Here is a 23,407-nt window from a genome sequence, read left to right as displayed (position 1 = left end):
TGGGGAGGGACGCATGACGCGCACACCGGTACGGCCACTGCGCTGGTTGCTGACCGGCGTGGCCGCCACCCTGCTGGGATGCGCCCCGCCCGGCCCCGGGTCGCTGGCACGCATCCACAAGCGCGGCACGCTGATCGTGCTGACGCGCAATGCGCCCACCACCTATTACATCGGCCGCGATGACCGCGCCATGGGCGCCGAATACGCCCGCATCCGTGACTTTGCCGCCTCGCTGGGCGTCAAGCCGGTATTCGTGGTCAAGTCGTCGGTGGGTGGCCTGCTGCATGCGCTGGCCAAGGGCGAAGGCGACATGATCGCCGCCGGGCTCACGCCGACCACGGCACGCCGCGAGCAGTTCGATTTTGGCCCGCACTATCAGCAGGTCACCGAGGAGGTGGTGTGCCGGCGCGGCGGTCCGCGCCCCAAGAGCGCGGCCGATCTGGATGGCGTCACACTGAAGGTGATTGCCGATTCCAGCTACGTGTCGCGCCTTCGCGCACTGAAGCGCCAGCATCCGGCGCTGGCCTGGACGGCGGTCAAGGGCGTGGGTACCGAGTCGCTGTTGCGCCAGGTATGGAAAGGCCAGCTCGATTGCACCGTGGCCGATTCGGACATCGTGGCCATCAACCGGCGCTATTTTCCCAACCTGAAAGTGGCCTTCGCGCTGAGCCCGGCGCAACCGCTGGCCTGGGTCATGCCCAAAGGCTCCGATGAGCTTTCCCAGGCCATCGCCGACTGGATGGAAAGTGCCAAGGGAAGAACGCAACTGGCCGCCATCGACCGCCAGTATTACAGCCCGTACAAAGTATTCGACTATGTCGATATCCGCACCTATGTGCGCCGCATCGACAAGCGCTATCCAGACTACCGGGCGCTGTTCCTGAAGGCCGCAGCGAGATACCAGCTGCCACCGATCATCCTGGCCGCGCAGGCCTACCAGGAGTCGCACTGGAACCCGGCCGCAACCAGCGCCACCGGCGTGCGCGGCATGATGATGCTGACCCGTCGCACCGCCCATCAGCTGGGCGTGAAGAACCGCCTCAACGTGCGCGCCAGCATTCGCGGCGGGGCCGAATACCTGGCCCATCTTCGACAGCGACTACCGGCGGCCATCAAACCGCCCGATCGCATCTGGTTCGCCCTGGCCGCCTACAACGTGGGGCTGGGACATATTCGCGATGCATGTGCACTGGCCAAGCGCCTGGGGCGCAATCCGGACCAGTGGCGCAGCGTTGCCCAGGTGCTGCCCAAGCTGAGCGTGCCCAGGTATTACCGCACCTTGAAACACGGCTACGCGCGCGGCAACGAACCGGTACGCTACATACGCCGTATCCGCAATTACGCCAACATCCTGCGCTTCCACCACCTTCGCATGCCGGCTCCGGCCACGCAGCTGGCCGGGCTGGATGATGACCACTGGCCTGGCGCCTTTGGTCCAGGCCCATTTATTGATCCATGAAAGCAGCCTGAAAGCGCTGCCGGCATCGTTTGCTCAGGTAAAGGCGGCACATGTTTGCATGAGTCTTTAATCGGTTTCATGGAGACTCAATGGACATCATTCGCCTGATCTTCTCGGTGATCATTCCCCCGCTGGGTGTATTTTTGCAGGTCGGCCTGGGCGCGCAGTTCTGGCTCAACGTCCTGTTGACCCTGCTCGGATATATCCCGGGGCTCATTCATGCGATTTATGTCATCCTGAGCCGGTAGACCAAGCATTTATGCGCACGGTTGGGGCCGTGCGCACTCGCATCCAGCCTGCCAGTTCGCCTGCTGCCCGTTACAACGGCCTTTGGCCAGTGGCACAACGTACGTGTTGGATGCTCTCGAATGCTTCGTTGCCGACCGGACGTTCACCGGTGGGTCGATGAAGCGAGAAGTCACCGGATGTGCGTGCAGCGCACCTTTGCCGCACATCCAGCGTCACGTTGCATTTGGCAGCGTGCGCTCTGCGCCGGGAGCATGCCCGGCGACATACAGGGAGCTAGCAAGGGGCCATGTCTACGATTACGTCTTATCTCAAGAAGCACACCAATCCGCCGGTGTTCCTGATTTCCGGCGCACTGCTCATTCTGATGGTCGCGGCCGCGTCGATCTTTCCCGATACGTTCTCCAGCGCCGCCGATGCGACGCAGAACTTCATCGCTACCTACTTCGGCTGGTTCTACATCTTCTCGACCACGATTTTCCTGATCTTCGTGGTGGTGATCGCCCTCAGCCGCTGGGGCAAACTTCGCCTGGGCAAGGATGACTCCACGCCCGAATACGACACCTGGTCGTGGATCTCGATGATGTTCACCGCCGGCATGGGTATCGGTCTGGTGTACTACGGCGTTTCCGAGCCACTGATGCACTTCAAGAACCCGCCAGTGGTCCAGGGCGGTACGCCACAGGCGGCCGAAAGTGCGATGAACTACACCTTCTTCCACTGGGGTCTGCACCCGTGGGCGATCTACATCGTGCTGGGTCTGGCGCTGGGCTACTTCTCGTTCCGCAAGGGTTTGCCGCTGCGTCCGGCTTCGGCGTTCTATCCGCTGATCGGTGATCGCATCAATGGTCCCATTGGCCATCTGATCGATATCCTCGCGGTGTTCGGCACCCTGTTCGGACTGGCCACCTCCATTGGCCTGGGCGCCAGCCAGATCGCCGCTGGTCTCAACGACCTGTTCGGCGTCTCCGATGGTCTTAGCACCCAGCTGCTGGTCATCGGCGTAGTCGAGGCCATCGCCATCGTCAGCGTGATGCTGGGCGTGGACGCCGGCATCCGCAGGCTGTCGGTAATCAACATGTGGTTGGCCATTGCCCTGGCCATCTTCGTGTTCATCGTCGGCCCGACGCTGTACCTGCTGTCGAACATGGCCACCGACACCGGCTACTACCTGCAGCATCTGGTCCAGACCAGCCTCAACATTTTCAGTGATGAAAAGGGCCAGAAATTCCAGAAGGCCTGGACGCTGTTCTACTGGGGCTGGTGGATTTCCTGGTCGCCGTTCGTGGGCATGTTCATCGCCCGCATTTCCTACGGCTACACCATCCGACAGTTCATTCTGGGCACGCTGCTCATTCCGACCGGTGCCTCGCTGGTTTGGTTTGTGATCTTTGGCCGTACCGCGCTGTTCCACATGCTGCACGGAAGTGACGCGGCGCTGATGAATGCCGATGCCTCACACGCCATCTTCGTGCTGATGGACCAGTTGCCGGTGGGCCAGATCGTGGCCGGCGCCGCCTCGGTACTCACCATCATCGTGGTCACGCTGTTCTTCGCCACCTCGTCCGATTCGGGCTCGCTGGTGGTGGACATCCTGACCAACGGCGGCGATCCCGATCCGATCTGGCAGCAGCGTCTGTTCTGGGCGGTGATGGAAGGTGCGGTGGCCGCGGTGCTGCTGATCGCAGGAACTGTCGGTGGCGCCACGCAAGGCAAGGACCCCTTGAGCGCTCTGCAAACGGCCGCGGTGACATCCGGCCTGCCGTTCTGCCTGGTGCTGCTGCTGATGTGCTGGTCGCTGACCAAGGCGCTGAAACAGGACGATGGCGTCGCCGCGCTTCCCAAACTGAAGTTTGCCGAACCGCCGCATCGCCAATCGTAATTGCAACGCTGGCGGGAGCCGCATGATACGGCTCCCGTCTCTCATTCTGGTTGAAGGGGAATGTCATGACCGATAAGCCCAAACCGCATTCGAAATCCGCCCGCAATCCGTTCCGTGGTTTCATGGACGTGATGAGCGAAATGAACCGTGTGCAGTCCAACTGGATGCGTGCTAGCTCCGAGGGCGCGCAGGCGCCACGCTCGCACGACTCGGCGTATGTACCGCCGGCCGACATCTTCGCCAAGGGCGACGATTTGATCGTGCGCTGCGAACTGCCCGGCATCCGCCGTGACCAGGTTTCGGTGACTGTATCCAACGGTGTACTGACCATTTCCGGTTATCGCGACAGCCAACTCGACAACAACGTGGTCTATTACACGCGCGAGCGTGTGTATGGCGCGTTCCGCCGCTCCATGCTGCTGCCCGAAGGCGTGGACCAGGACCACATTTCCGCCAGCGTACGCAACGGACTGCTGGAAATCACCGTCGCCAACGGCGCCAAGGCCAAGCCTCGCAACATCGATATCGCCGAGGATGAGGACGAGTAACCCATCTCGATGAAAGGTTTGTGGAGGCGGTGTCGCGACCCGGCCGAACCGCCTCCACGCCGACGCCACGGCAGGCCTCCTAAGCTCACCGGCATCATTAACAAACGGCCCTAGCCGAACCCGCCAGGAGGCCCCATGAGCACCATTTTCGAAGCCCTTCGCGAAGACCACGATACCCAGCGCACCCTGCTTGACCTATTGATCAAGACACACGGTGACAGTGAAGGTCGGGGGTGAACTTTTCGACCGTACACGCCGCGCGCTGCGCGCCCACGCCGTGGCTGAAGAGATGAACTTCTACCGGCCGCTGATGGGGCACGAGATGACGGTGGAAAAATCTCGCCACAGCGTGTCCGAACACAAGGAAATCGATGACTTGATCGAGCAGCTGGAGGCCACCGACCCCAGCTCATCCGGCTGGCTGGCCACGGCGCAGAAGCTGCAGCACCTGGTGACGCATCACCTGGACGAAGAAGAGCACGAGGTGTTCCAGGTGGCCGGCAAGGCACTGTCGGACAACGACAAGCATCAATTGGCCACCTCCTATCGCCAGGAAATGGAGCGCCAGCTCGACGCCATGGCGTGAGCGACCGACTCAATCCAATGAAGGAAACGCCCGCGTCATGATGATGCGGGCGTTTTTTCATGCCATCTGCAGAGCACTTGGCACCTGGCACTTGGCAGCCAGCGGCAAACATCGCCGGCCACACCCGGCCAACCTTACTCACGGCGTGATCGTATCCACCACCTTGCCTTGCATCACCTGACGCATTTTCAGATAGACCGCGTTGGTCCATCCAAAGCCGATCACATTGTCGGTGTAACCGGCGGTGATCGTGACATCGGCGTTGCCGGTGGCCATGTTGTATTTCTCGCGGATGGTGCCGTCGTGCGCCAGGCTGCGGTCGATGGTGGCGTTGAACTTGCCGGCCACGCGCTTGGCGTCATCGATGTAACCATAGCGCTCCAGACCGGCCACGGCGAGCCAGTTGGTCGGCGCCCAGCCAAACGGCGCATCCCACTGCGCCCCGGTATCGTGGGTGCTGGTCTGCAGGCCGCCAGCCCGCTCGAACAAGGGCAGCTCATCACGAACGGCCTCGGCCTGCGCCTTGCTCGCCAGTCCCGCCCACAGCGGATAGAAGGTAGTGATGAAGGCGTAATGCGATGCCTTGCCGGTAACGAAGTTGTAGTCGGTGAACTGCCCCTGCGCCGGCTGCCAAAGGTAGCGATTGATAGCCGCCTTTCGCGCATCGGCCGCCTGCTGCCAGCGCGCAGCCTGCTGCGGCTTGTCCAGGCGCTTGGCAAACGCCGATAGATCCAGCGCATAGCGATACAGCAGGCTGTTCAACCCCACCGGCGCAATGTCGGCGGCCGAGCCACTGTAAGGCCCGAAACGGAACGTGGTGTCAAAGCCCGATTCACGCATGGCGCGGTCGCCCTCGTAAAAGCGTGCGCTCAGGCGATAGCCCCGGTACCAGGCCTTGGCGCAGGTATCGGTCAAGCTGACATCGCAACTGACCTTGGCCAGATGGGCGCGCTCGGCAGCATCCGGATGCTGCGTTGCCTTGAGCAAATAGCCCTGGTCCATACCGGGATGCCTGATCAGAAACTTGATCACGCCGGTCAAGTAATCGACGTGATGATCCATCTCGATCACCGGCTGCTGGCCGCCATAGCCGTAGTAGCGCGCCAACCCGGTATCGCCGGCCCGATGCGCCTTGCGCGTCCAGGTGGAATAGTCCTTCACCAGCAACGGATAGGCCTGGGCCAGCCAGCGATCGGCGGCCACCTTGCTGGCAAAGGCCTGCGGCGTGGCCAGTACCTCGCGCACCATCTCGCCCAGGAATGGCGGCTGCGAGCGGGTCAGGTAATAGCTGCGGTTGGCGTTGAGCACCGCGCCGTAATGGCGCACCTCGAACAGAAAGTTCTCCACCATGCCGCGGGCCATGTCCACGTGCTGATCGGCCAACAGACCCAGCATGATGAAGTAGCTGTCCCAGCCATACATTTCATTGAACTTGCCGCCCGGCACCACGTAAGGATGCGGCAGATACAGCAAGCCCTGCTGCTTGAGTCGGGTCGGCTGAAAATCACCCAGCTGCTGGATGGGCTGCGGCAAGCGGCGCACATCGACGTTGCAGCGCTGCTGCACCGCGGCCAGTGCCTTGGGCATCGGCAGGTCAGCCGGCAGATACATCACCGGGCGGTGGTTGACCTTGCTGTCCCCCAGCGACTTGCAGTCGGTCATCGACCGGGTGAGCATGCCCCAGGCCTTGTGGATGTAGCCGAGCGTGCGCTGCGGCGAGGCTGGCGGCGGGCTGGTGGCACCGGCGTTGACCGATCCCAGCATCAAAGCAGCGGCCAGCGCTGCGGACACGTGTGCGCGCGACATAAGCATCTCCCCCAAACGTCTTCGTTGGTATTGTTATCGATATCATCCCAATGCAAGGCGTCATACGCAACACAATACGACTCGATGCACTTGGGCCGCTTTTGAGCGCATGATGGGGCTAAGGCTCAGCGGCACCCTCCGTCCAGCGCCAAGGTGTCACGCTCATGATCGGACTATTACTGATGCTTGCCGGCGCCCAGCCATCGGTGGCCTGCACACGTTCGCCCACCGCCCCGGCCATCGTCTCCCAACACGCCACCGCTCACACAGCGCCGGTAAAGGTCAGCTGGAAGATCGTGTTCGTAAATCGCACAAGCGCGGTGAAGGAGCCGCCTACGCCAGGTGCACACGCCCCGATCGACGTGCCACTGACGGCAGCGGCGCCTTCCCTGGACGATCAGGATCCTTTCTACGAGCCGCTGCACAGCGCGCCGTGCATGCAGCCCCATTGTCACTAGGCGGTTGCAGCTGCCCCCTGCGGCCAGCGCTGCGCCAGCTCACAGAAAAAATCGATGTACTGCGTGTGGCCACCTGGGAAAATCACATCCAGGCGCAGGGGATCATCCGCATCCGTGATGCCTTCGAGCGCAGCCCAAGGATCGTGCGACAGTTGCGCGGTACGCACGCCCGGCCGACGTACTTCGCCACCGCTGCTGTCGATGAAGAGCACCCTGTTGTCGGTGCCAAAGGCGCGCCCCAGTTCCTGCACCAGGGTCAGAAAACCGCGATCGCTGCCGCCGCGCCAAACAGCATCCTGGACCGTTTGCGAGGTCACGGTATCGCCGACCCCCACGATGCAGGGCATGTCGGCGGGGTCGAAATGTTCGCGGGCCAGCGCCAGCAGCCCGGCATGATCGGAGGGGGCCTGGCGGGCATTGAAGTGCTCGCCCAGGGGATAGTGCCCGCGCTGTTCGAACACATGGCGGTTGAGCAAGGCCAGCACGCCGGCCTCCTTCACCGCGCCACGTAGCATGAACTGGAAATCCGTGGTGCCCGCTTGCGCCTCGCTGGCCGGCTTCAGGCGTTCGTAACCGGCATCGTCGCGACCCAGGTTCGGTGCAAAGTGCACAAAAAAAGAGTCGCCCAGGCCCTGCCGGGCGGCCTCGGCCAAAAGCTCCTGCATAAAGCCGGCGGCGGCTTGCTGTAACGGCGCGTAGCGCGAGGCATCAGCGCCCAAGGCGCGATAGGCGGCGTTGAGGTTCAAGGTGGGCGAAGCACGGTTGTCGAGCACGCAGGCCTGGATCACGTCGTGCGCCTCCCGCGACGGCGCCAACGTGGCCCACTGCTGAGCAAGAAAGGCGGCGGCACGCTCGGGCACCGAGGCCAGAAACGCCAGCTCCCTGTCGCTGACGCCAGGATGCGCAATCGCGCCGTCGGCGTCCTGCCATTGCACACCGCCGGCAGCTAGACCAGGCAGATAGCGTCCGTGATCGCCCTGCCCCAGCGCCGCATCGACGATCGGATTGACTCCGCGCCGCCCGACATGTTCGCCATTGGTCAGCACGTAGAAGTGCCCGCGCAAGCGCTCGGCGGCATCCACATAGCGACGCTCCATGCGCCGGCTCAAGGGGTTGCGTACCAACTCCATGCAGACGCCGTCCAGGTCCTGGATCAGCAGCAGGTTGCGATGCTCGAGCAGCGCGCGCATCAGCGCCGGGTGATCAAGTGAGAAGCGTGGCGAATCGATCATGTGTCCATGGTAACGGCGTCTCCCCCAATGATCATTTAAGCGGTTGCGGCAGCGCCCCCTAGCGGGTAGTGAGCGGCTGCCTTGCAGGTACCAGCGAGTACTAGCCGCATGCTCGCAGCGTACCCGCTGTATGCCGCACGAACTGGGCATCTGGATCGATGGTTGCCGGAACGTGATCAACACGCACCGAAAATTAGTAAGGTTAACTTTGCAGTTTAACTTTATATAAGCTAGAGTCAGCGATGATGATCGCCAAACCTCTTACCCGCACCGAACAGGCCGCCGCCACCGCCAGCGAGCTTCGCGCTCTGGTCGGACGCCTCAAACGACGCCTGCGTCAGGAAGGCGGCTACGAGGGCCTGAGCCTGTCACAGCTTTCGGTGCTGGGGCGCCTGGATCGGCACGGCCCCAGCACGGTTACCGCGCTGGCACGCGCCGAGAATGTTCGTCCGCAATCGATGGGCGCCACCATTGCCAGCCTGGAAACACTGGGTCTGATTGCCGGCGAGCCCGATCCCAACGACGGCCGACGCACCTGGCTCAGCCTTACGCCGATGGCCGCCGAATGGGTGCAAAAGAGCCGCGCCGCGCGCGAAGGCTGGCTGGTGCGCACCATTACCGAACACTTTTCCGCCGAGGAGCAGGACGCGCTGGCGCGCGGCGTGGCCCTGCTCAGCCGGCTGGTCGAGTACTGATTCCTCCCTCAACCCACCAGGACATCCCCATGGCCGTTACCGAACTTGATCCGAAAACTGCACTGATCATCGTCGACCTGCAAAAAGGCATCGTCGGCCTGCCCTGCGCGCATCCGATGCCGGCCATCGTCGAGCAGTCGGCCAAATTGGCGCAGGCCTTTCGTGCCAAGGGCCGGCCAGTGGTGCTGGTCAACGTGACCGGCGTGGCGCCGGGCCGCAACGAGCAGCCGCCGCACGGTGGCGCCTGGCCGGATGATTTTGCCGAGCTGATTCCCGAACTGGACGTGCAGCCGTCCGACCTCAAGATCACCAAGCGCACCTGGGGTGCCTTCGTGCATACCGACCTGGATGCCCAGCTCAAGGCACTGGGCGTTACCCAGGTGGTGCTGGCCGGCGTGGCCACGTCCATCGGCGTGGAGTCGACCGCACGCCAGGCCTACGAATACGGCTACAACGTCACGCTGGCCACCGATGCCATGACCGACCGTAGCGCCGAGGCGCACGACAACAGCGTGCAGCGCATCTTCCCGCGATTGGGCGAAACCGGCGCCAGCACCGACATCATCGCGTTGCTCTAGCAGGTCTGATACCCCCCCTTGCGGAGAACAACGTGACCTTGCTGCATGACTTCATGTGCTTTTTCGGCGGCGCGGTGCTGACCAACGCCATACCGCACCTGGCCAACGGCCTGTCCGGGCGCCCCTTCCAGAGCCCATTCGCCAAACCCCACGGACGGGGTCTGTCCTCGTCGCAGGTCAATGTGGTGTGGGGCTTTGTCAATCTGCTGGCGGCCTGGCTACTGCTGGGTCTTTCGCCTGCGTTTGATGTGCACCGCATAAGCAACGTACTGCTGACCCTTGCTGGTGGTCTGGTGCTGGGCATCTGGATGGCGCGTCATTTCGGCCGGCTGCATGGCGGATACCCGCTGGAGAAAAGCGACCGTCCATGAAGTCCAATGGCATGTTCCGCTCGCTGGGCAATTACAACTACCGGGTCTGGGCCGGCGGCGCGCTGGTGTCCAACATTGGCACCTGGATGCAACGCGTGGCCCAGGACTGGCTGGTGCTCACCGTACTGACCCAGCACAACGCCAGCGCCGTGGGCGTGACCATGGCGCTGCAATTTGGACCGCAGTTGCTGCTGCTGCCGTTCACCGGTTATGCCGCCGATCACTTCGACCGGCGAAAGCTGCTGATGCTGACCCAGGGGCTGCTTGGCCTGCTCGCACTGGGGCTGGGTCTGGTCACTGTGACGGGCGTGGTCAACCTGTGGCAGGTGTACGGTTTTGCCCTCGGGCTGGGCTGCGTCACCGCATTCGATGCGCCGGCGCGGCAGACCTTCGTCAACGAACTGGTTGGCGAGCAGCAGCTGTCCAATGCGGTAGCGCTCAATTCCACCTCATTCAATGCCGCGCGCATGATCGGGCCAGCCGTCGCCGGTCTGTTGATCGCCGCGGTGGGTACCGGCTGGGTGTTCCTGATCAACGCGGTGTCGTTCGCCGCCGTGCTCGGCTCGCTGTTCCTGCTGCGTGTGGATGAGCTGCACACCGGGCACCGCGCGGCGCGCAAGAGCGGCGGCCTGACCGAAGGCTTTCGCTACGTGTGGAAGCGTGCCGATCTGAAGACCACGCTGGTGATGCTGTTCCTGATCGGCACGCTGGGCTTCAACTTCCCGATCTACATTTCCACCATGTCGGTGACCGTATTCCACGGCGGCGCCGGCCAATACGGCCTGCTCACCTCGGCACTGGCCATCGGCTCGGTCAGTGGCGCCCTGCTGGCGGCGCGGCGCGATCATCCGACCATGCGCCTGCTGTGCATCGCATCGCTGGTGTTTGGCATTGGCTGCGCGCTGGCGGCGATATCCCCGGATGAGTGGCTGTTCGCCGCTGCCCTGGTGCTGACCGGATTGTCGGCGCTTACCTTCGGCACCTCCACCAACAGCCTGATGCAGCTGAGTACGGAACCGGCCATGCGTGGACGCGTGATGGCGCTGCGTATCGCCATCGCCATGGGTGGCACACCGATCGGCGCGCCCATCGTCGGCTGGATTGCCGATCACCTGGGGCCACGCTGGGCCATGGGTGTGGGCGCCAGCGCCGGTGTGCTCGCAGCAGGCGTGGCCCTGCGCCACCTGCGCCGCACCGGGGCCGGACAACAGGCCACCGGCGCGGCGCAGCACTAACCGGTTCAGCCGGCCATGCGACGGCTGATCTCAGCCACATGCTTGCCCTGGAACTGGGCGATATCCAGTTCGTTCTGACTGGGCTGACGACTGCCATCGCCCGCCGCCAGCGTGCTGGCGCCATACGGCGTACCGCCGCTCACTTCATCCATGGTTACCAGGGCCTGGCAGCTGTAGGGCACACCGACGATCACCATGCCGTGGTGCAGCAGCGTGTTGTGGAACGAGGTCGCAGTGGTTTCCTGGCCGCCGTGCTGCGAGGCGGTGCTGACGAATACGCTGCCCACCTTGCCGATCAGCTTGCCCTCGGCCCACAGCGCACCGGTCTGGTCCAGGAAGTTGCGCATCTGCCCGCACATGTTGCCAAAGCGCGTGGGCGTGCCAAAGATGATCGCATCGTAGTCGGCCAGTTCCTCCGGCTTGGCCACGGGGGCGGCCTGGTCGGTCTTGGCGTGGATGGCCTTGATGGTTTCCTCGGGCATGGTTTCGGGCACCCGTTTGATGGTGACCTTAGTGCCTTCGACCGAACGCGCGCCCTTGGCCACGGCCTCGGCCATGGTTTCGACGTGACCCCACGTGCTGTAGTACAGAACCAGTACCTTGCTCATCGCGACTTGCCTCCTGCGGAAATGGAAACGGCGTTAGCGGCGCCACCGGGCGGCGCCCTACCCCCATGCTAGGACGCACAAGCTGCAGCGGAACCAACCGGCGAGCGAACGCAGCGTTCGCCGCGACGCACGCCCATGGCCCTTTTGGCGCTTCGCGTTGTCCACGGCTGGGGCTAGGATGGACGCTTCGCCACCGCACCGATGTCCGTGCCCATGTCCCGAATCCCTTCCCGCTTGCGTCCCTTTCGCTGGCTCGCCGCTGCCGCCCTGGCCTGCCTCGCACTGCCCGCCGTAGCCGCTTCGCCGCAACGCATCGTTTTCATCGGCAACAGCTTCACCTTCGGCGCCAATTCGCCGGTGTGGCATTACCGCGCCAACACGGTGCACGACCTCAACGGCGATGGTGTCGGCGGCGTGCCGGCACTGTTCAAGCGCTTCACCCAGGAAGCCGGCCTTGATTACAACGTCAGCCTGGAAACCGACGCCGGGCAAACGCTGAAATTTCACTACACCCACCGCGCCAAGCGCCTGGACCAGGTCTGGGATCAGGTGGTGATGCAGGAATACAGCACGCTGAGCCCGACCAAGCCGGGTGATCCGACCGACTTTCGCATCTACGCCGGCAAGCTGGCGGCGATGTTCCACGCCAAGAACCCTGGCGTGAAAGTGCATTTGCTGGCCACCTGGTCGCGCCCGGACCAGACCTACAAGAAGAGTGGCCACTGGTACGGCCAGCCGATCACCGCGATGGCCCGCGACCTTTACAAGGCGTATCACGCGGTGGCTTCGCACAACCCGCAGATCGACGACGTGCTGCCGGTCGGCCTGGCCTTCAATCGTGCCATCGCCATGAAGGTGGCCGATCCCGATCCGTACGATGGCACCCGCTACGGACAGGTGGATCTGTGGTCGTTCGATCACTACCACGCCAGCGTGTATGGCTATTACCTGGACTCCCTGGTCGACTTCGGCGCCATCACCGGCAAGGACCCGCGCAGTCTGGGTCGTGGCGAGAAGGCCGCGCAGGAATTGGGCTTGTCTCCTGAGCAGGCTGCCGCACTGCAGAACGTGGCCTGGCAGCAGCTGAAGGCCACACCATGAGCACAAGCACGAAGGCAGCCGACAGCGCTACACCCGCCGTTGAAGTCAGCGGCCTGAGCAAGGTCTATGCATCGGGCCACCAGGCGCTCAAGGATGTGAATCTTTCCATCCGCAGTGGCGAAATTTTCGCCCTGCTCGGCCCCAACGGCGCAGGGAAGACCACGCTGATCGGCATCATCTGCGGCCTGGTCAATCCGGGTGTCGGCCACATCCGGGTCGACGGCTTTGACGTGGTGCGCGAGTACCGCGCCACGCGCAAGCGCATTGGCTTGGTGCCGCAGGAGCTGACCACCGATGCCTTCGAAACGGTGTGGGACACAGTGAACTTCAGCCGCGGCCTGTTCGGCCTGCCCAAGCATCCGGCCTACATCGAACAGATCCTGCGCGATCTCTCGCTGTGGGAAAAACGCGACAACAAGATGCTGGAGCTGTCCGGCGGCATGAAGCGGCGCGTGATGATCGCCAAGGCGCTCTCGCACGAACCGACCGTGCTGTTCCTGGACGAACCCACCGCCGGTGTCGACGTGTCGTTGCGCCGCGACATGTGGCAACTGGTCAGCCGCCTTCGCGACAACGGCGTCACCATCATCCTGACCACGCACTACATCGAGGAAGCCGAGGAAATGGCCGACCGCGTCGGCGTGATCAACAAGGGGCAGATCATGCTCGTCGAACAGACCTCGGCACTGATGCACAAGTTGGGCAAGAAGTCGCTCACGGTGCAGCTGCAGGAACCGATCCAGGCCATCCCGGAGGCACTATCGGGTTATGCGCTGGAACTTGAAGCCGACGGCAGCGAGCTGACCTACACCTACGATACGCAATCGGATCACACCGGGATCACCGGCCTGCTCGCGGCGATCAGCGCGGCCGGGCTGCACCTTCGTGATCTGCGCACCAAGCAGAACAGCCTGGAAGAAATCTTCGTGGATCTGGTGCAGGAGAAGCGCGCATGAATCTGTATGCCATCCGCGCCATCTACCTGTTTGAAATGGCCCGCACCTGGCGCACGCTGATGCAGTCGATCGCCTCGCCGGTGATTTCGACTTCGCTGTATTTCGTGGTGTTCGGCGCGGCCATGGGCTCGCACATCACCGCCATCGACGGGGTCAGCTTCGGCGCCTTCATCGTGCCCGGCCTGATCATGCTCTCGCTGCTGATGCAGAGCGTGTCCAACGCCTCGTTCGGCATCTACTTTCCCAAGTTCACCGGCACCATCTACGAAGTGCATTCGGCGCCGGTGTCGTTCCTGGAAATTGTTGCCGGTTATGTCGGCGCGGCGGCCAGCAAGTCGGTCATCGTCGGCCTGATCATCCTGGCCACGGCGCGCCTGTTCGTCGATTACGGTATCGAGCACCCGCTGGTGATGGTGGCCTTTCTGCTGCTGACCTGCATCACCTTCAGCCTGCTTGGTTTCATCATCGGCATCTGGGCGGACAACTTCGAGAAACTGCAGGTGGTGCCGCTGCTGGTGATCACCCCGCTGACCTTCCTGGGCGGCAGCTTCTACTCCATCCACATGCTGCCGCCGATCTGGCAGAAGATCACCTTGTTGAATCCGGTGGTGTATCTGATCAGCGGCTTTCGCTGGAGCTTCTACGGTATCGCCGACGTCAATATCGCGATCAGCCTGGTGGCCATTCTTGGCTTCCTGGCGGTATGCCTTGGCACCATCTGGTGGATTTTCCGCACTGGCTACAAGCTCAAGTCGTAAACGGCCCGAGCGGCCCACCAAGACGGCGGGCCGCTTGCTTTGCGCTGTTACGGCAGCAACTTCTTCGATACCTGCCTGGCGCGGGCCCTGTAGATGGCGCGAGCATCGGCAGGCAGCAGATAACCGCCCTTGACCAGCGCATCGACGGCGCTATCGACCTTGCGCTGATAATCGGCACGTGTGGCATACAGCTGCGACAGCGCCGGTCGCGGATCACTCGCGCTGTGCATGGCCGCATCGCGCGCCAGCGGCAAGGTGGCACCGTGCATGCCGCACAGCTCGCCAGCGGCATGACCGGGCGCACGCAGGTTCCATCCGGTATAGCTGGCCAGCGGCACCGTCACACCGGGCGTGGCGATACCGGCGCGCTCGTTGCCAGTGGCATTGACCGCCGGCTCCAGCACCCGATAACGCTGGTGCAGGCTCACCTGCGGCACGGCGTGCTGATAGTGCGTCACGAACACTTGGTTGTGCACGCCCGTAAACGCCACCGAGAGCGGCACGGCCGCGCCCTTGGGGCCTGCGACTTGCGCATCGCTTAGCGACGGGAAGCCCACCGCATCGGGTGCGACAGCGGTGCCGTCAGACGCCTCGGGATACTGCGACGCGGGCGGCACACGGCCATCTTTCACCCAATCGACCAATCGCGCGAACAAAGCCCGATCGAACGGCTCCTCGCTGATCGGTGAATCGGGATAAAGGCACGCGGGTGGATGCGACCCGGCGACCAGCCCACCCTGCACGCCCGGCCCACCACCATGACCCGTACCCGGCACCATGTAATAGCGCACATTGGCCGGCAGGCTAAGATCGTGGCCGGCGCCATCGGTGGTGACCAGCGACCCGGCGCCATTCCACCACTCGAAACTGCCATCGACCTGCATGATCTTCGGGCAGGTTTGACTGGCGCGGCAGGCTTTCAGCAGGCCGTCGCGACGGCCACTCACCGGATCGGTGATCACGTTGTAGGCGAACGGAAACTGGAAGCCGCGCATGAAATGGTCCTCATGTTGCTTGGACCAGCGCCCCGGCTGCGCAAAGCGTGTGTTGACCCAGGTGCGACGTGCACCGGCAATGATCGGCATCAGGCCATCGAACACGCGCTGTCCGTCGCCGGTGTTGTTGAAGCCTTGGTACAGGAAATCACGCAGGAAGCGGCCCGATTGCGAGATGCCCACGCCAAGCGCGATATCCACCGTGTCCGACGCATGCGCCGGGCACGTCGCCACCACGCAATGCGCCCGGCGAAGATCGGCCAGCGGATTGGCCTGCCCCTCGCCATCGCGCGCACCGTGGCGCAGGAACTGAACCAGATCGCGCACGGCGGCAAAGCCGATGCCATCCACGCGCGAACCACGCGCCTTGTAAACGAAACTGTAGATGGTGCCGGCATCGGGCTTCACCGGCTGGCCGTGCACGCCGGGCACTTTCGCCGGTGGCGTGAAGGTCACGGCGGGCTGGCCATCCAGCGTGGTGTAGTGCCACTGCGTCACGGCCGCCGAGGGCGCGGCGTAAGTCTGGCGCCCCTTGGCGTCACGCCAGGTGTCACGAGCGGTGAATTGCACATGCGCATGATCGACCTTGTTGGCCGGTGCGTAGGAAAGTCGGAAGGTATCGGCGGGACCGCCGGCGTTGTCTGGGATGTATTCCTCTCGGCTCAAGCCGGTCTCGGCACGCCCATTGATTTGCGCCAGCGGAAAATCGGTGCCCAGGCGCAGGCCTTTGCTGGCCAGGGGAATGTCGCCTTGCCAACCGCTCCAGACCACGGTGTAGCCGTGCGCCAGCCACGACGGAAAACGCGCATCGGGCGGGTCACCCCCGACCAGCGCGCCGCCACCGACAAACGTGCCCTTGCCGAGCAACCCGCCGCGATTGGCCACGTCGTAGATCAGCACGCGAGAGGCGTCAGCGGCATGCACCGGGCGCAGCACCACCACGTTGCTGCGATAGCGCACCTGCCCCTGCGAATCACGCGGCGCATGCCTGAGGTCGACGATGCCAGCGTTGGCCGCTGCCGACGGATCCAGCGTGCCGGTGACGGTGGCACGAATCACCTCGTAGGCACCCTTCGCGCCGGGCGGCACCTTGCCGCCGAATGCCGGTTGCACCGCGTCGATGTGAAAACTGCGTATCTGTCCGGGCGCGGTGGCGGCTGCATGCGCCTGCGCGCCGATCAAGCCCATCAGCACGCCCATGACCACACCGCCGGCACGCGGCATCTTCTGGTTTTTGGTCACCTTGTTTCCCGCCCCGAGCACTCAGCAAAGTACTCACCATGCCACAACATGGGGTCGCACGGCCCGACCTCCTGTCGCTTCGACCAAGGTATACCTGCCTAAGCAATTAATAGCCAGCTATCATTATTGGCATGAAGCGCGACGAGCTGACCCAACTACGCACCCAGGTGTCCTCGAGTCTGGCCCAGACCGGCCGTCACTGGCAGCGTCTGATCGAGACCCAATTGGCCGACTGCGATGTCTCTACCGGCGGCGTGATCCCACTGATCCTGATTGGCCGCTCCGGCGGCGGCCTGCACCAGGTGGAACTGGCTGACGCGGCCGGCGTGGTCGGCCCTACCCTGGTGCGGCTGCTCGATCGCCTGTGCAAGGCGGGCCTTGTCGAACGACGCCCGGATCACCACGATCGCCGCGCCAACACACTGTGGCTGACACCCAGCGGGACAGCGCTGGCCAAGCAATTGGAGCAACGCCTCGACGATCTGCGCGAGCGCGTCTTTGCCGATGTGCCACTGGCCGACCTTCAGGCGGCCGCGCGCGTGCAGGCCTCGCTGGCGCGTGCCATTGCCGAGGCGGCCGACGAGTCCGGGGCATGAACGCCCTGCGCGACTGGCGCAACTGGCTGTTCTCGGCCAAGGCGTTCGCTTCGGCGATGCTGGCTTTTTTCATTGCGCTGAAGCTGGACCTGCCCAACCCGTACTGGTGCGTGACCACGGTCTATATCGTGGCCAATCCACTCTCCGGCGCGACGCGTTCTAAGGCGCTGTATCGCGCGCTGGGCACCACCTTCGGCGCCATCGGGGCGGTCACCCTGGTTCCCGTGCTGGTCGATCATCCGCTACTGATGTCGGCCGCCACCTCGCTATGGGTCAGCGTGTTGCTGTATTTGGCCATGCTCGACCGCACGCCACGTGGCTACATCTTCATGCTGGGCGCCTACACGCTGCCGATCATTGCCATGCCGGCGGTGACGCAACCCACACACATATGGGATATCGCGCTGGCGCGCACGCTGGAAATCGTGCTCGGCATCACCTGCGCCGCGGTGGTCAACACCGTGGTGTTTCCGCGCCGCATGGGTCCGCTGCTGGCCACCCGCATGGCGCAATTGATGGATGACGCCGGGCACTGGACGCGCTTGTTGTTCACCCCGCAGGTCAGCGATCACGCCACACAGCAACTGCGTCGGCGACTGGTCGGCGATCTGGCCGCGCTCGATGCGATGATCCGGCAAATGGCGTACGACGCCGAATCGCGCACGCAGGTGGCTCACGCCCAGCAGCTACGGCTACGCATCATCTTGCTGATCCCGCAGGCGGCGGCCCTGCACGATCCAGTGGTGGTGCTGCGCCGGCGTGCACCCACACAGGCGGCACCGGTGCTGGCGCTGCTTGAGGAAGTGCTGGCGTGGATGGACCTGGGCAGTCGCGGTGACGGGGATCGCGCCAAGGCCCTACGCGCCCGCGCAAGCCAACTGCTGGACACCGCCTCGGCCGCGAATATCGATCATGTGCTGATGCGCAACGCCGTACTGCGAGCGCAGGAAGTCATCGATCTGTGGCAGGACAATCTCGCCTTGCACCGGGCCTACGCGGCGCGCGGCACCGACCATGAGCGGGTCGCGCTTGGTTATCGCAACGCGCGGCTGAGCGAGAACGTGCTCTACCACGACCACGGCCTGCTGGCCTGGGGTGCCTTGTCCGCCGGCATGGTCACCTTTCTCACTTGCTCGCTGTGGATCGCCACGGCCAACCCGTATGGCGCTGGCGCCGTCATCATGGCCGCGGTCTGTGCTTGCTTTTTCGCCACCGCCGATGACCCGCGTCCGCAACAGACAGGCTTCCTGATCTGGACGCTGGTCGGTTCCCTGGTGGCCCTGGTGTACCTGTTTCTGGTGTTGCCTTACATGCAGCACTTCTGGGGGCTGGTGGCAGTGCTGGCGCCGGTGTTGCTAGTGACCGGTCCCCTGGTCAGCAGCCCCCGCCACGCGCTGGCGGCGGTGATCTTTCCGGTGCAGGCGGTCACCATCATCGGCCTGCGCCAGACCTACAGCGCCGACTTCACCCACTTTGCCAACGCCAGCCTCGCGCTGGTGCTGGGCATGGTGGTGCTGCTGGCCTGGACCGGCATGACCAAACCCTTCGGCACAGCGGCGGTGGCGCGGCGCCTGGCGCTCAGTACATGGCGTGATCTGGTGCGCATCGCACGTGATGCCAACGAGCAAGATGCCGCGCGTACCTTGTCGCGTTTGCTGGACCGCTCCTGCCAGCTGTTCCCGCGCGAGGTAGCGCTGCGCGAGCAGCGCATGGCGCAGCTGGACGCAGTACGCGACCTGCGCATTGCGTTGCGCCTGCTGGACATACGCTCGCACCGGCAAGCTCTGACGCCGTCATCGCAGCAAGCGCTGGACCAGCTGATCGATGCCGTCGGTGACTACTTTCAGGCCTGCGTGGATTCACATCATGCCCTGCCCGCCCCGGAGCACTTGGCCGATCAGGCCGACGCGCTGGTAATGCGGCTGTCCAGCCAGGACGAGCCGGCGGCCGAATACGCCGCGCAGGCACTGGCCGGGCTGCGACTGGCCCTGTTTCGCAGCCCCGCATCCGCCCAGGTCACGCCACGCGCCGCATCGTCGGCGGTCATCATTGAGGCGACCTGAGCCATGCCCGCCGAACTGGATATCTACGGGGTTTTCGTACCCACCCTGCTGTGCCTGATGCTGGCCGCCTACGCGCTCAAATCCGGCGTGCAAGCACTGCTGCAGCGCACGACTTTCTATCGCTGGATTTGGCATCCGGCGCTGTTCAACTTCGCCCTGTTCGTGCTGCTGCTCGGCGGGCTTTTTGCCATGTTTCGTCAGGTCACTTCATGAACAAGACCATCCGCTCCACCGGCGCCATCGTGCTGACCCTGCTGGCCGTGACCGCGGCGGTGTTCGTCATCGTGCACTTGTGGCGCTATTACAACGACGCGCCATGGACCCGCGATGCCTACGTGCGCGCCGACGTGGTGAAAGTGGCGCCGGATGTCTCGGGGCTGGTTACCGATGTGCAAGTGGCCGACAACGCGCGCGTACACAAGGGCCAGGTGCTGTTCGTGGTCGATCGCTCGCACTACCGCCTGGCCCTGGCGCAGGCGAAAGCCGATGTGGCCAAGGCCCGTGCGGCGCTGGCTCAATGGCGGCGCGAGGTCGCCCGCGATCATCATCTGAAGGGCCTGGTCTCCAGTGAATCGGCCGAGCAGAACCGTGCTCGCCTGGACACAGCAAAGGCCACGCTGGATGCGGCCAAGGTAGCGCAGCAGCGCGCCGAACTGGATATGCATCGCACCCAGGTGCGCAGCCCGGTGGATGGTTACGTCAATGACCGTACCGTTCGCGTGGGCGATTACGTGTCCACCGGGCATCCGGTGCTGTCGGTAATCGACCGCCATTCCATGCGTATCGACGGCTTTTTCGAAGAAACCAAGCTTGGCCATATCCACGTTGGCGACGCAGTGCGCATCCGGCTGATGGGCGCGCAACACGATCTGCGTGGCCACGTCACCAGCATCGCCTGGGGCATCGCCGGCAAGAACGGCAGCCCGTCCGGTGAACTTTTGCCCGAGGTCAGCCCCACCTTCAATTGGGTGCGTCTGGCGCAGCGCATTCCGGTACGCATCGCCATCGATCGGGTACCGCCCGGGTTGCGGCTGGTGGTGGGCCGCACGGCGACGGTCAACGTTCTTGCTGGCCACCCCCATAAGACGAACGGCCAGACGCTCCATCGGGAAGCACCATGAGTCGCCGTATCACGCTCCTGCTTACCCTGGCGACGCTATTGGCAGGCTGCGCCACGGTGGGCCCGGACTATCATCTGCCGGCGCAGGCGGTCATCAACCGGCCCAGCGCGCAGGGCGCCTTCGTTGACACTGGCGACGCCTCCACGGTGCAACCGGGCGCCCCCGTGCCCGCCGCCTGGTGGCAGCTTTATAACGATGCTCGGCTCAACCAGCTGGTGCATCAGGCGCTGCATGCGAACACCACCATTCGCCAGGCCCGCGCGCACCTTCGTCAGGCCGTTGCCGTCTATGACCAGGCGCAGAACCAAGGTGGCCTCGGCGAAAGTGTCGATGCCACCGTGCAGCGCGCGCAAATCTCCGCCGAAAGCCTGCTGCAACAGGAAAAGTTGCCCGTATTCAACATCGCTGAAGGCGGCATCCACTTAGATTACGTGTTCGACCTGTTCGGCAAACTCAAGCGGGCCACGCAAGCGGCCCAGGCGCAGGCGCAGGCCAGCCAGGCCGCGTTGCAGCTGGCACGCATCACCGTGGCCGCCGAGGTCACCCGTGAGTACGTCACGATTTGTCATGCCAATCGGGAACTGGCCATCGGCCGCCATTCGCTGGCCTTGCAGCAGCGCGGCGTGGACGTGGCAGAGCGCCTGTACCGCGCCGGTCGTGGCGTTATCACCGACGTGGAACGCGCGCGAGCGCAGCGGGCCCTGCTACAGGCCAAGCTACCGCCGCTGACAGCGCAGCGCCAGCAGGCCGCTTATGCGCTTGCCGCCCTGCTCGGCGACACCCCGGGGCAACTGCCCGCGGGTCTGCAAGACTGCACCGATGCTCCCACGCTTTCCAGGCCCATTCCCCTCGGTAACGGCATGCAATTACTGGCGCGGCGTCCGGATGTGCGCATGGCCGAACGGCAACTGGCGGCGGCCACCGCACGCATTGGCGTCGCTACGGCAGCGCTGTATCCGGATGTCTCGATAGGCGCTTCGGCGGGGGTGAATGGGCTGCTCAAGGATGTCGGCGAACCCGCCGCTCATAGTTGGTCGATTGGCCCACTGATTCACTGGACCTTCCCCACCAATGCCGCGCGTGCGCGCATTCATGCCGCCAACGCCGGCGCCGATGCCGCCCTGGCCGCATTCGACGAAACCGTGCTCGACGCGCTGCGCGATACGCAAACCGCGCTCAGCCGCTACCAGCAGGCACTGAAGCAACAGGCAGCACTTGCCGATGCAGTGGACCAGGCCAAGGCCGCCGCAGCGCAAAATCGCCAGCTTTACCGTGGCGGCCGCGCGCCGTACCTCAGCAGTCTGGATGCCGAACGCACGCTGGCTCAAGCGCGCGCGCAGGCGGCGGAAAACGCGCGGCAAGTCTCGCTGGATCAGATCGACCTGTTCCTGGCGCTGGGTGGCGGCTGGCAGCCCAATGCCACTCGGGCGACGGCTGGTGCGACGCCCTCACCGGCGTATGACGTATCGCAGGTACCTCGCTAAATACCCTGCGTCTTAAACCGGCCGGACACGCCCAGACAGGCACATCGTCAGCATCACCATCACCGCTGGAAGCGCAAAACAACCGGCGAAGGCCAGCATCGGTTGCGTGGCAAACCAAGCCGCAAACCAGCCGCCAGTGATGGCCAGCAGGGTGGCAATGGCCAGTGCCTCGGCCAGCTCCAGGGCCGCGCTGTGCTCGCCGTGCTGGGCCGGTGGCGACAAGGCCAACAAGGCCACCGACAGCGATGGATAGGCCAGCCCCATGCCGGTGCCGCCCACGGCCCACGCCAGCACCGCAATGAAGCCTGGCACCGCATGAATCAGCACCAGCGGTACCAGCACCAGGCCAAGACCCACCAGCGCCATACCTACGCGGATCAAACGCAGGCGCGAGCCATCATGACTGTGCCGCCCCTGCCACCAGGAGCCGGCCGACCAGCCCAGTGCTCCGACCGTCAGCGCCACACCGGCCAGCGTTGGTGTCCAATCGCGCTCACGCACCAGCAACAACGGCACAAACACATCGCTGCCCAGAAAGCTGGCGGCCAGCATGCCGCGTACCACCACCACACTGGGCAGCCCGCGACGCCAGCGCAGGGTGCCTGGCGGCAACAGGAAATGCGCCGCGACGATCACCGCGATCACTGCTGGCAGCAACCAAACGTAGTGGCCATGATGGCCGGCCAGTCCCAATACCAAAACACCCGCAGCGCCCAGACATGCCCAACCGACACGGATATGCGCCTTCGGCTTTGGCCGTGTCGAGGCGCTATGCAAACCACGCAGCGTCGGACGCACCATCCAGGCAGCGGGCAAGGCCAGCAAGGGCACCAGCACAAACACCCAACGCCAGCCCAGTGTCTGCACCATCACGCCGCTGATGGTGGGCCCGACCATCGACGGCACCACCCAGCCCGCGCTGGCCGCGGCAAACACGCGCGGCCTGAGTCGCTCGGGATACGCCTTGGCCACGACCACGTACAAGGCCACGGTAATCGCGCCGCCGCCCAGGCCCTGCAAGGTACGCGCGGCAACAAAAGCGCCCATGCTGGGCGCAAGTCCGGCGCCAATGACGCCGGTCAGGAAGATCGCGAGCCCCAGCCAGACGGTATCAGCCGGACCGCGTGCATCGCATCGCTCGCCGGCCAGCGTCATGCCGACAATGCCCGAGGCCAGCGGCGCGGCAAAACCCAGCGCATACAGCGATAGTCCATCCAGGTCGGCCGCCACGGCCGGCATCGCCGTGGATACCGCCAGCACCTCGAATGCACGCACCGCCACCAGCACCACCAGCCCAATAGTCAGCGCGCGGTAGCGTGGCGAAAGCACTCCATCAGCAGTGGATGAAACCGGAACAGCGTCGGACATGGACAATCCAGAAGGCGCG

General features: G+C 64.3%; 23 protein-coding genes. 18 read left to right on the top strand and 5 right to left on the bottom strand.

From position 1 onward, the window contains the following. Positions 1–13 precede the first annotated feature (13 nt). The 5 genes from mltF to HBF24_RS02605 all read left to right on the top strand — a co-directional run bounded on the left by mltF (position 14) and on the right by HBF24_RS02605 (position 4,721). Positions 14–1,459 carry a membrane-bound lytic murein transglycosylase MltF gene (gene mltF / locus HBF24_RS02625; protein ID WP_167168448.1) on the top strand — a complete coding sequence of 482 codons (1,446 nt, stop codon included), beginning with the start codon at positions 14–16 and terminating at the stop codon, positions 1,457–1,459. An 89-nt stretch (positions 1,460–1,548) separates the two neighbouring features. Beyond that, a complete protein-coding gene (locus HBF24_RS02620; RefSeq protein ID WP_167168445.1) occupies positions 1,549–1,707 on the top strand; it encodes a YqaE/Pmp3 family membrane protein in 159 nt (52 codons plus the stop codon). Positions 1,708–1,994: 287 nt separating this feature from the next. Beyond that, entirely contained in the window at positions 1,995–3,587 is a 1,593-nt protein-coding gene (locus HBF24_RS02615; protein WP_167168442.1) for a BCCT family transporter, read from the top strand. A 65-nt stretch (positions 3,588–3,652) separates the two neighbouring features. Continuing rightward, entirely contained in the window at positions 3,653–4,135 is a 483-nt protein-coding gene (locus HBF24_RS02610) for an Hsp20/alpha crystallin family protein (RefSeq protein ID WP_167168439.1), read from the top strand. A 214-nt stretch (positions 4,136–4,349) separates the two neighbouring features. Then, a complete protein-coding gene (locus tag HBF24_RS02605; RefSeq protein WP_206064132.1) occupies positions 4,350–4,721 on the top strand; it encodes a hemerythrin domain-containing protein in 372 nt (123 codons plus the stop codon). A 138-nt stretch (positions 4,722–4,859) separates the two neighbouring features. Here HBF24_RS02605 and HBF24_RS02600 read toward each other — a convergent pair whose 3' ends face one another. Further along, positions 4,860–6,527 (bottom strand): alpha,alpha-trehalase, encoded by a 1,668-nt coding sequence (locus HBF24_RS02600; protein WP_240922062.1) that lies wholly within the window; start codon positions 6,525–6,527, stop codon positions 4,860–4,862. Between the two features lie 164 nt (positions 6,528–6,691). Between HBF24_RS02600 and HBF24_RS02595 the strand changes: the two genes are divergently transcribed. Beyond that, entirely contained in the window at positions 6,692–6,985 is a 294-nt protein-coding gene (locus tag HBF24_RS02595; protein WP_167168434.1) for a hypothetical protein, read from the top strand. On the opposite strand, the gene stpA is transcribed toward HBF24_RS02595, so the two are convergent. Next, positions 6,982–8,217, bottom strand: coding sequence for a glucosylglycerol 3-phosphatase (stpA, locus tag HBF24_RS02590; protein ID WP_167168431.1), 1,236 nt, complete (start codon positions 8,215–8,217; stop codon positions 6,982–6,984). The two genes, HBF24_RS02595 and stpA, sit on opposite strands and share 4 nt — an antisense overlap. A gap of 242 nt (positions 8,218–8,459) precedes the next feature. Between stpA and HBF24_RS02585 the strand changes: the two genes are divergently transcribed. Genes HBF24_RS02585 through HBF24_RS02570 form a run of 4 tightly spaced genes read left to right on the top strand, consistent with a single transcriptional unit; the run spans position 8,460 to position 11,096 of the window. Beyond that, the gene (locus tag HBF24_RS02585; RefSeq protein ID WP_167168428.1) at positions 8,460–8,912 is read left to right on the top strand and encodes a MarR family transcriptional regulator; all 453 of its coding nucleotides are present in this window, start codon (positions 8,460–8,462) and stop codon (positions 8,910–8,912) included. A 29-nt stretch (positions 8,913–8,941) separates the two neighbouring features. Next, the gene (locus tag HBF24_RS02580; protein WP_167168425.1) at positions 8,942–9,490 is read left to right on the top strand and encodes an isochorismatase family protein; all 549 of its coding nucleotides are present in this window, start codon (positions 8,942–8,944) and stop codon (positions 9,488–9,490) included. 32 nt (positions 9,491–9,522) lie between these two features. Beyond that, a complete protein-coding gene (locus HBF24_RS02575) occupies positions 9,523–9,861 on the top strand; it encodes a hypothetical protein (RefSeq protein WP_206064131.1) in 339 nt (112 codons plus the stop codon). Continuing rightward, complete coding sequence (locus HBF24_RS02570) at positions 9,858–11,096, top strand: MFS transporter (RefSeq protein WP_167168422.1); 1,239 nt, start codon at positions 9,858–9,860, stop codon at positions 11,094–11,096. Before HBF24_RS02575 ends, HBF24_RS02570 begins: the two co-directional genes overlap by 4 nt. 5 nt (positions 11,097–11,101) lie before the next feature. Here the strand turns inward: HBF24_RS02570 and wrbA are convergent, their stop codons facing one another. Then, positions 11,102–11,704, bottom strand: coding sequence for an NAD(P)H:quinone oxidoreductase (gene wrbA / locus HBF24_RS02565; RefSeq protein ID WP_167168419.1), 603 nt, complete (start codon positions 11,702–11,704; stop codon positions 11,102–11,104). 213 nt (positions 11,705–11,917) lie between these two features. On the opposite strand from wrbA, the gene HBF24_RS02560 reads away from it, so the two are divergent. The 3 genes from HBF24_RS02560 to HBF24_RS02550 are packed head-to-tail and all read left to right on the top strand — an operon-like array spanning position 11,918 to position 14,519. Further along, on the top strand, positions 11,918–12,805 hold the full coding sequence (locus HBF24_RS02560) for a DUF4886 domain-containing protein (protein ID WP_167168417.1): 888 nt from the start codon (positions 11,918–11,920) through the stop codon (positions 12,803–12,805). Next, a complete protein-coding gene (locus HBF24_RS02555) occupies positions 12,802–13,761 on the top strand; it encodes an ABC transporter ATP-binding protein (protein ID WP_167168414.1) in 960 nt (319 codons plus the stop codon). The genes HBF24_RS02560 and HBF24_RS02555 overlap by 4 nt, the downstream gene beginning before the upstream one ends. Then, entirely contained in the window at positions 13,758–14,519 is a 762-nt protein-coding gene (locus HBF24_RS02550) for an ABC transporter permease (RefSeq protein ID WP_167168411.1), read from the top strand. Before HBF24_RS02555 ends, HBF24_RS02550 begins: the two co-directional genes overlap by 4 nt. A gap of 47 nt (positions 14,520–14,566) precedes the next feature. Here HBF24_RS02550 and HBF24_RS02545 read toward each other — a convergent pair whose 3' ends face one another. Then, complete coding sequence (locus HBF24_RS02545) at positions 14,567–16,756, bottom strand: alpha/beta hydrolase domain-containing protein (RefSeq protein ID WP_206064130.1); 2,190 nt, start codon at positions 16,754–16,756, stop codon at positions 14,567–14,569. Positions 16,757–16,887: 131 nt separating this feature from the next. Between HBF24_RS02545 and HBF24_RS02540 the strand changes: the two genes are divergently transcribed. The 5 genes from HBF24_RS02540 to HBF24_RS02520 are packed head-to-tail and all read left to right on the top strand — an operon-like array spanning position 16,888 to position 22,020. Further along, a complete protein-coding gene (locus tag HBF24_RS02540) occupies positions 16,888–17,352 on the top strand; it encodes a MarR family transcriptional regulator (protein ID WP_167168408.1) in 465 nt (154 codons plus the stop codon). Continuing rightward, positions 17,349–19,415 carry an FUSC family protein gene (locus HBF24_RS02535; RefSeq protein ID WP_167168404.1) on the top strand — a complete coding sequence of 689 codons (2,067 nt, stop codon included), beginning with the start codon at positions 17,349–17,351 and terminating at the stop codon, positions 19,413–19,415. The genes HBF24_RS02540 and HBF24_RS02535 overlap by 4 nt, the downstream gene beginning before the upstream one ends. A 3-nt stretch (positions 19,416–19,418) precedes the next feature. After that, entirely contained in the window at positions 19,419–19,628 is a 210-nt protein-coding gene (locus tag HBF24_RS02530; protein ID WP_167168401.1) for a DUF1656 domain-containing protein, read from the top strand. Beyond that, positions 19,625–20,536: an HlyD family secretion protein gene (locus HBF24_RS02525; protein WP_167168398.1), complete on the top strand. Its 912-nt coding sequence runs from the start codon at positions 19,625–19,627 to the stop codon at positions 20,534–20,536. The genes HBF24_RS02530 and HBF24_RS02525 overlap by 4 nt, the downstream gene beginning before the upstream one ends. After that, a complete protein-coding gene (locus tag HBF24_RS02520) occupies positions 20,533–22,020 on the top strand; it encodes a TolC family protein (protein ID WP_167168395.1) in 1,488 nt (495 codons plus the stop codon). The genes HBF24_RS02525 and HBF24_RS02520 overlap by 4 nt, the downstream gene beginning before the upstream one ends. Before the next feature lie 12 nt (positions 22,021–22,032). Here HBF24_RS02520 and HBF24_RS02515 read toward each other — a convergent pair whose 3' ends face one another. Beyond that, the gene (locus HBF24_RS02515; RefSeq protein ID WP_167168392.1) at positions 22,033–23,388 is read right to left on the bottom strand and encodes an MFS transporter; all 1,356 of its coding nucleotides are present in this window, start codon (positions 23,386–23,388) and stop codon (positions 22,033–22,035) included. Positions 23,389–23,407 lie beyond the last annotated feature (19 nt).

It is taken from the genome of Oleiagrimonas sp. C23AA, from assembly GCF_011759385.1.
Lineage (GTDB): Bacteria > Pseudomonadota > Gammaproteobacteria > Xanthomonadales > Rhodanobacteraceae > Oleiagrimonas.
The sequence above is the reverse complement of the archived record's forward strand: the minus strand, read 5'-3'. Positions and strand labels throughout refer to the sequence as shown.

What these genes read in the sequence shown, in the direction of transcription:
- HBF24_RS02615 (WP_167168442.1), top strand. Translation starts at nt 1,995, where the DNA reads ATGTCTACGATTACGTCTTATCTCAAGAAGCACACCAATCCGCCGGTG.
- HBF24_RS02525 (WP_167168398.1), top strand. Translation starts at nt 19,625, where the DNA reads ATGAACAAGACCATCCGCTCCACCGGCGCCATCGTGCTGACCCTGCTG.
- HBF24_RS02530 (WP_167168401.1), top strand. Translation starts at nt 19,419, where the DNA reads ATGCCCGCCGAACTGGATATCTACGGGGTTTTCGTACCCACCCTGCTG.
- wrbA (WP_167168419.1), bottom strand. Translation starts at nt 11,704, where the DNA reads ATGAGCAAGGTACTGGTTCTGTACTACAGCACGTGGGGTCACGTCGAA.
- HBF24_RS02560 (WP_167168417.1), top strand. Translation starts at nt 11,918, where the DNA reads ATGTCCCGAATCCCTTCCCGCTTGCGTCCCTTTCGCTGGCTCGCCGCT.
- HBF24_RS02540 (WP_167168408.1), top strand. Translation starts at nt 16,888, where the DNA reads ATGAAGCGCGACGAGCTGACCCAACTACGCACCCAGGTGTCCTCGAGT.
- HBF24_RS02520 (WP_167168395.1), top strand. Translation starts at nt 20,533, where the DNA reads ATGAGTCGCCGTATCACGCTCCTGCTTACCCTGGCGACGCTATTGGCA.
- HBF24_RS02550 (WP_167168411.1), top strand. Translation starts at nt 13,758, where the DNA reads ATGAATCTGTATGCCATCCGCGCCATCTACCTGTTTGAAATGGCCCGC.
- HBF24_RS02620 (WP_167168445.1), top strand. Translation starts at nt 1,549, where the DNA reads ATGGACATCATTCGCCTGATCTTCTCGGTGATCATTCCCCCGCTGGGT.
- HBF24_RS02595 (WP_167168434.1), top strand. Translation starts at nt 6,692, where the DNA reads ATGATCGGACTATTACTGATGCTTGCCGGCGCCCAGCCATCGGTGGCC.
- HBF24_RS02555 (WP_167168414.1), top strand. Translation starts at nt 12,802, where the DNA reads ATGAGCACAAGCACGAAGGCAGCCGACAGCGCTACACCCGCCGTTGAA.
- HBF24_RS02535 (WP_167168404.1), top strand. Translation starts at nt 17,349, where the DNA reads ATGAACGCCCTGCGCGACTGGCGCAACTGGCTGTTCTCGGCCAAGGCG.
- stpA (WP_167168431.1), bottom strand. Translation starts at nt 8,217, where the DNA reads ATGATCGATTCGCCACGCTTCTCACTTGATCACCCGGCGCTGATGCGC.
- mltF (WP_167168448.1), top strand. Translation starts at nt 14, where the DNA reads ATGACGCGCACACCGGTACGGCCACTGCGCTGGTTGCTGACCGGCGTG.
- HBF24_RS02515 (WP_167168392.1), bottom strand. Translation starts at nt 23,388, where the DNA reads ATGTCCGACGCTGTTCCGGTTTCATCCACTGCTGATGGAGTGCTTTCG.
- HBF24_RS02610 (WP_167168439.1), top strand. Translation starts at nt 3,653, where the DNA reads ATGACCGATAAGCCCAAACCGCATTCGAAATCCGCCCGCAATCCGTTC.
- HBF24_RS02580 (WP_167168425.1), top strand. Translation starts at nt 8,942, where the DNA reads ATGGCCGTTACCGAACTTGATCCGAAAACTGCACTGATCATCGTCGAC.
- HBF24_RS02600 (WP_240922062.1), bottom strand. Translation starts at nt 6,527, where the DNA reads ATGTCGCGCGCACACGTGTCCGCAGCGCTGGCCGCTGCTTTGATGCTG.
- HBF24_RS02585 (WP_167168428.1), top strand. Translation starts at nt 8,460, where the DNA reads ATGATGATCGCCAAACCTCTTACCCGCACCGAACAGGCCGCCGCCACC.
- HBF24_RS02570 (WP_167168422.1), top strand. Translation starts at nt 9,858, where the DNA reads ATGAAGTCCAATGGCATGTTCCGCTCGCTGGGCAATTACAACTACCGG.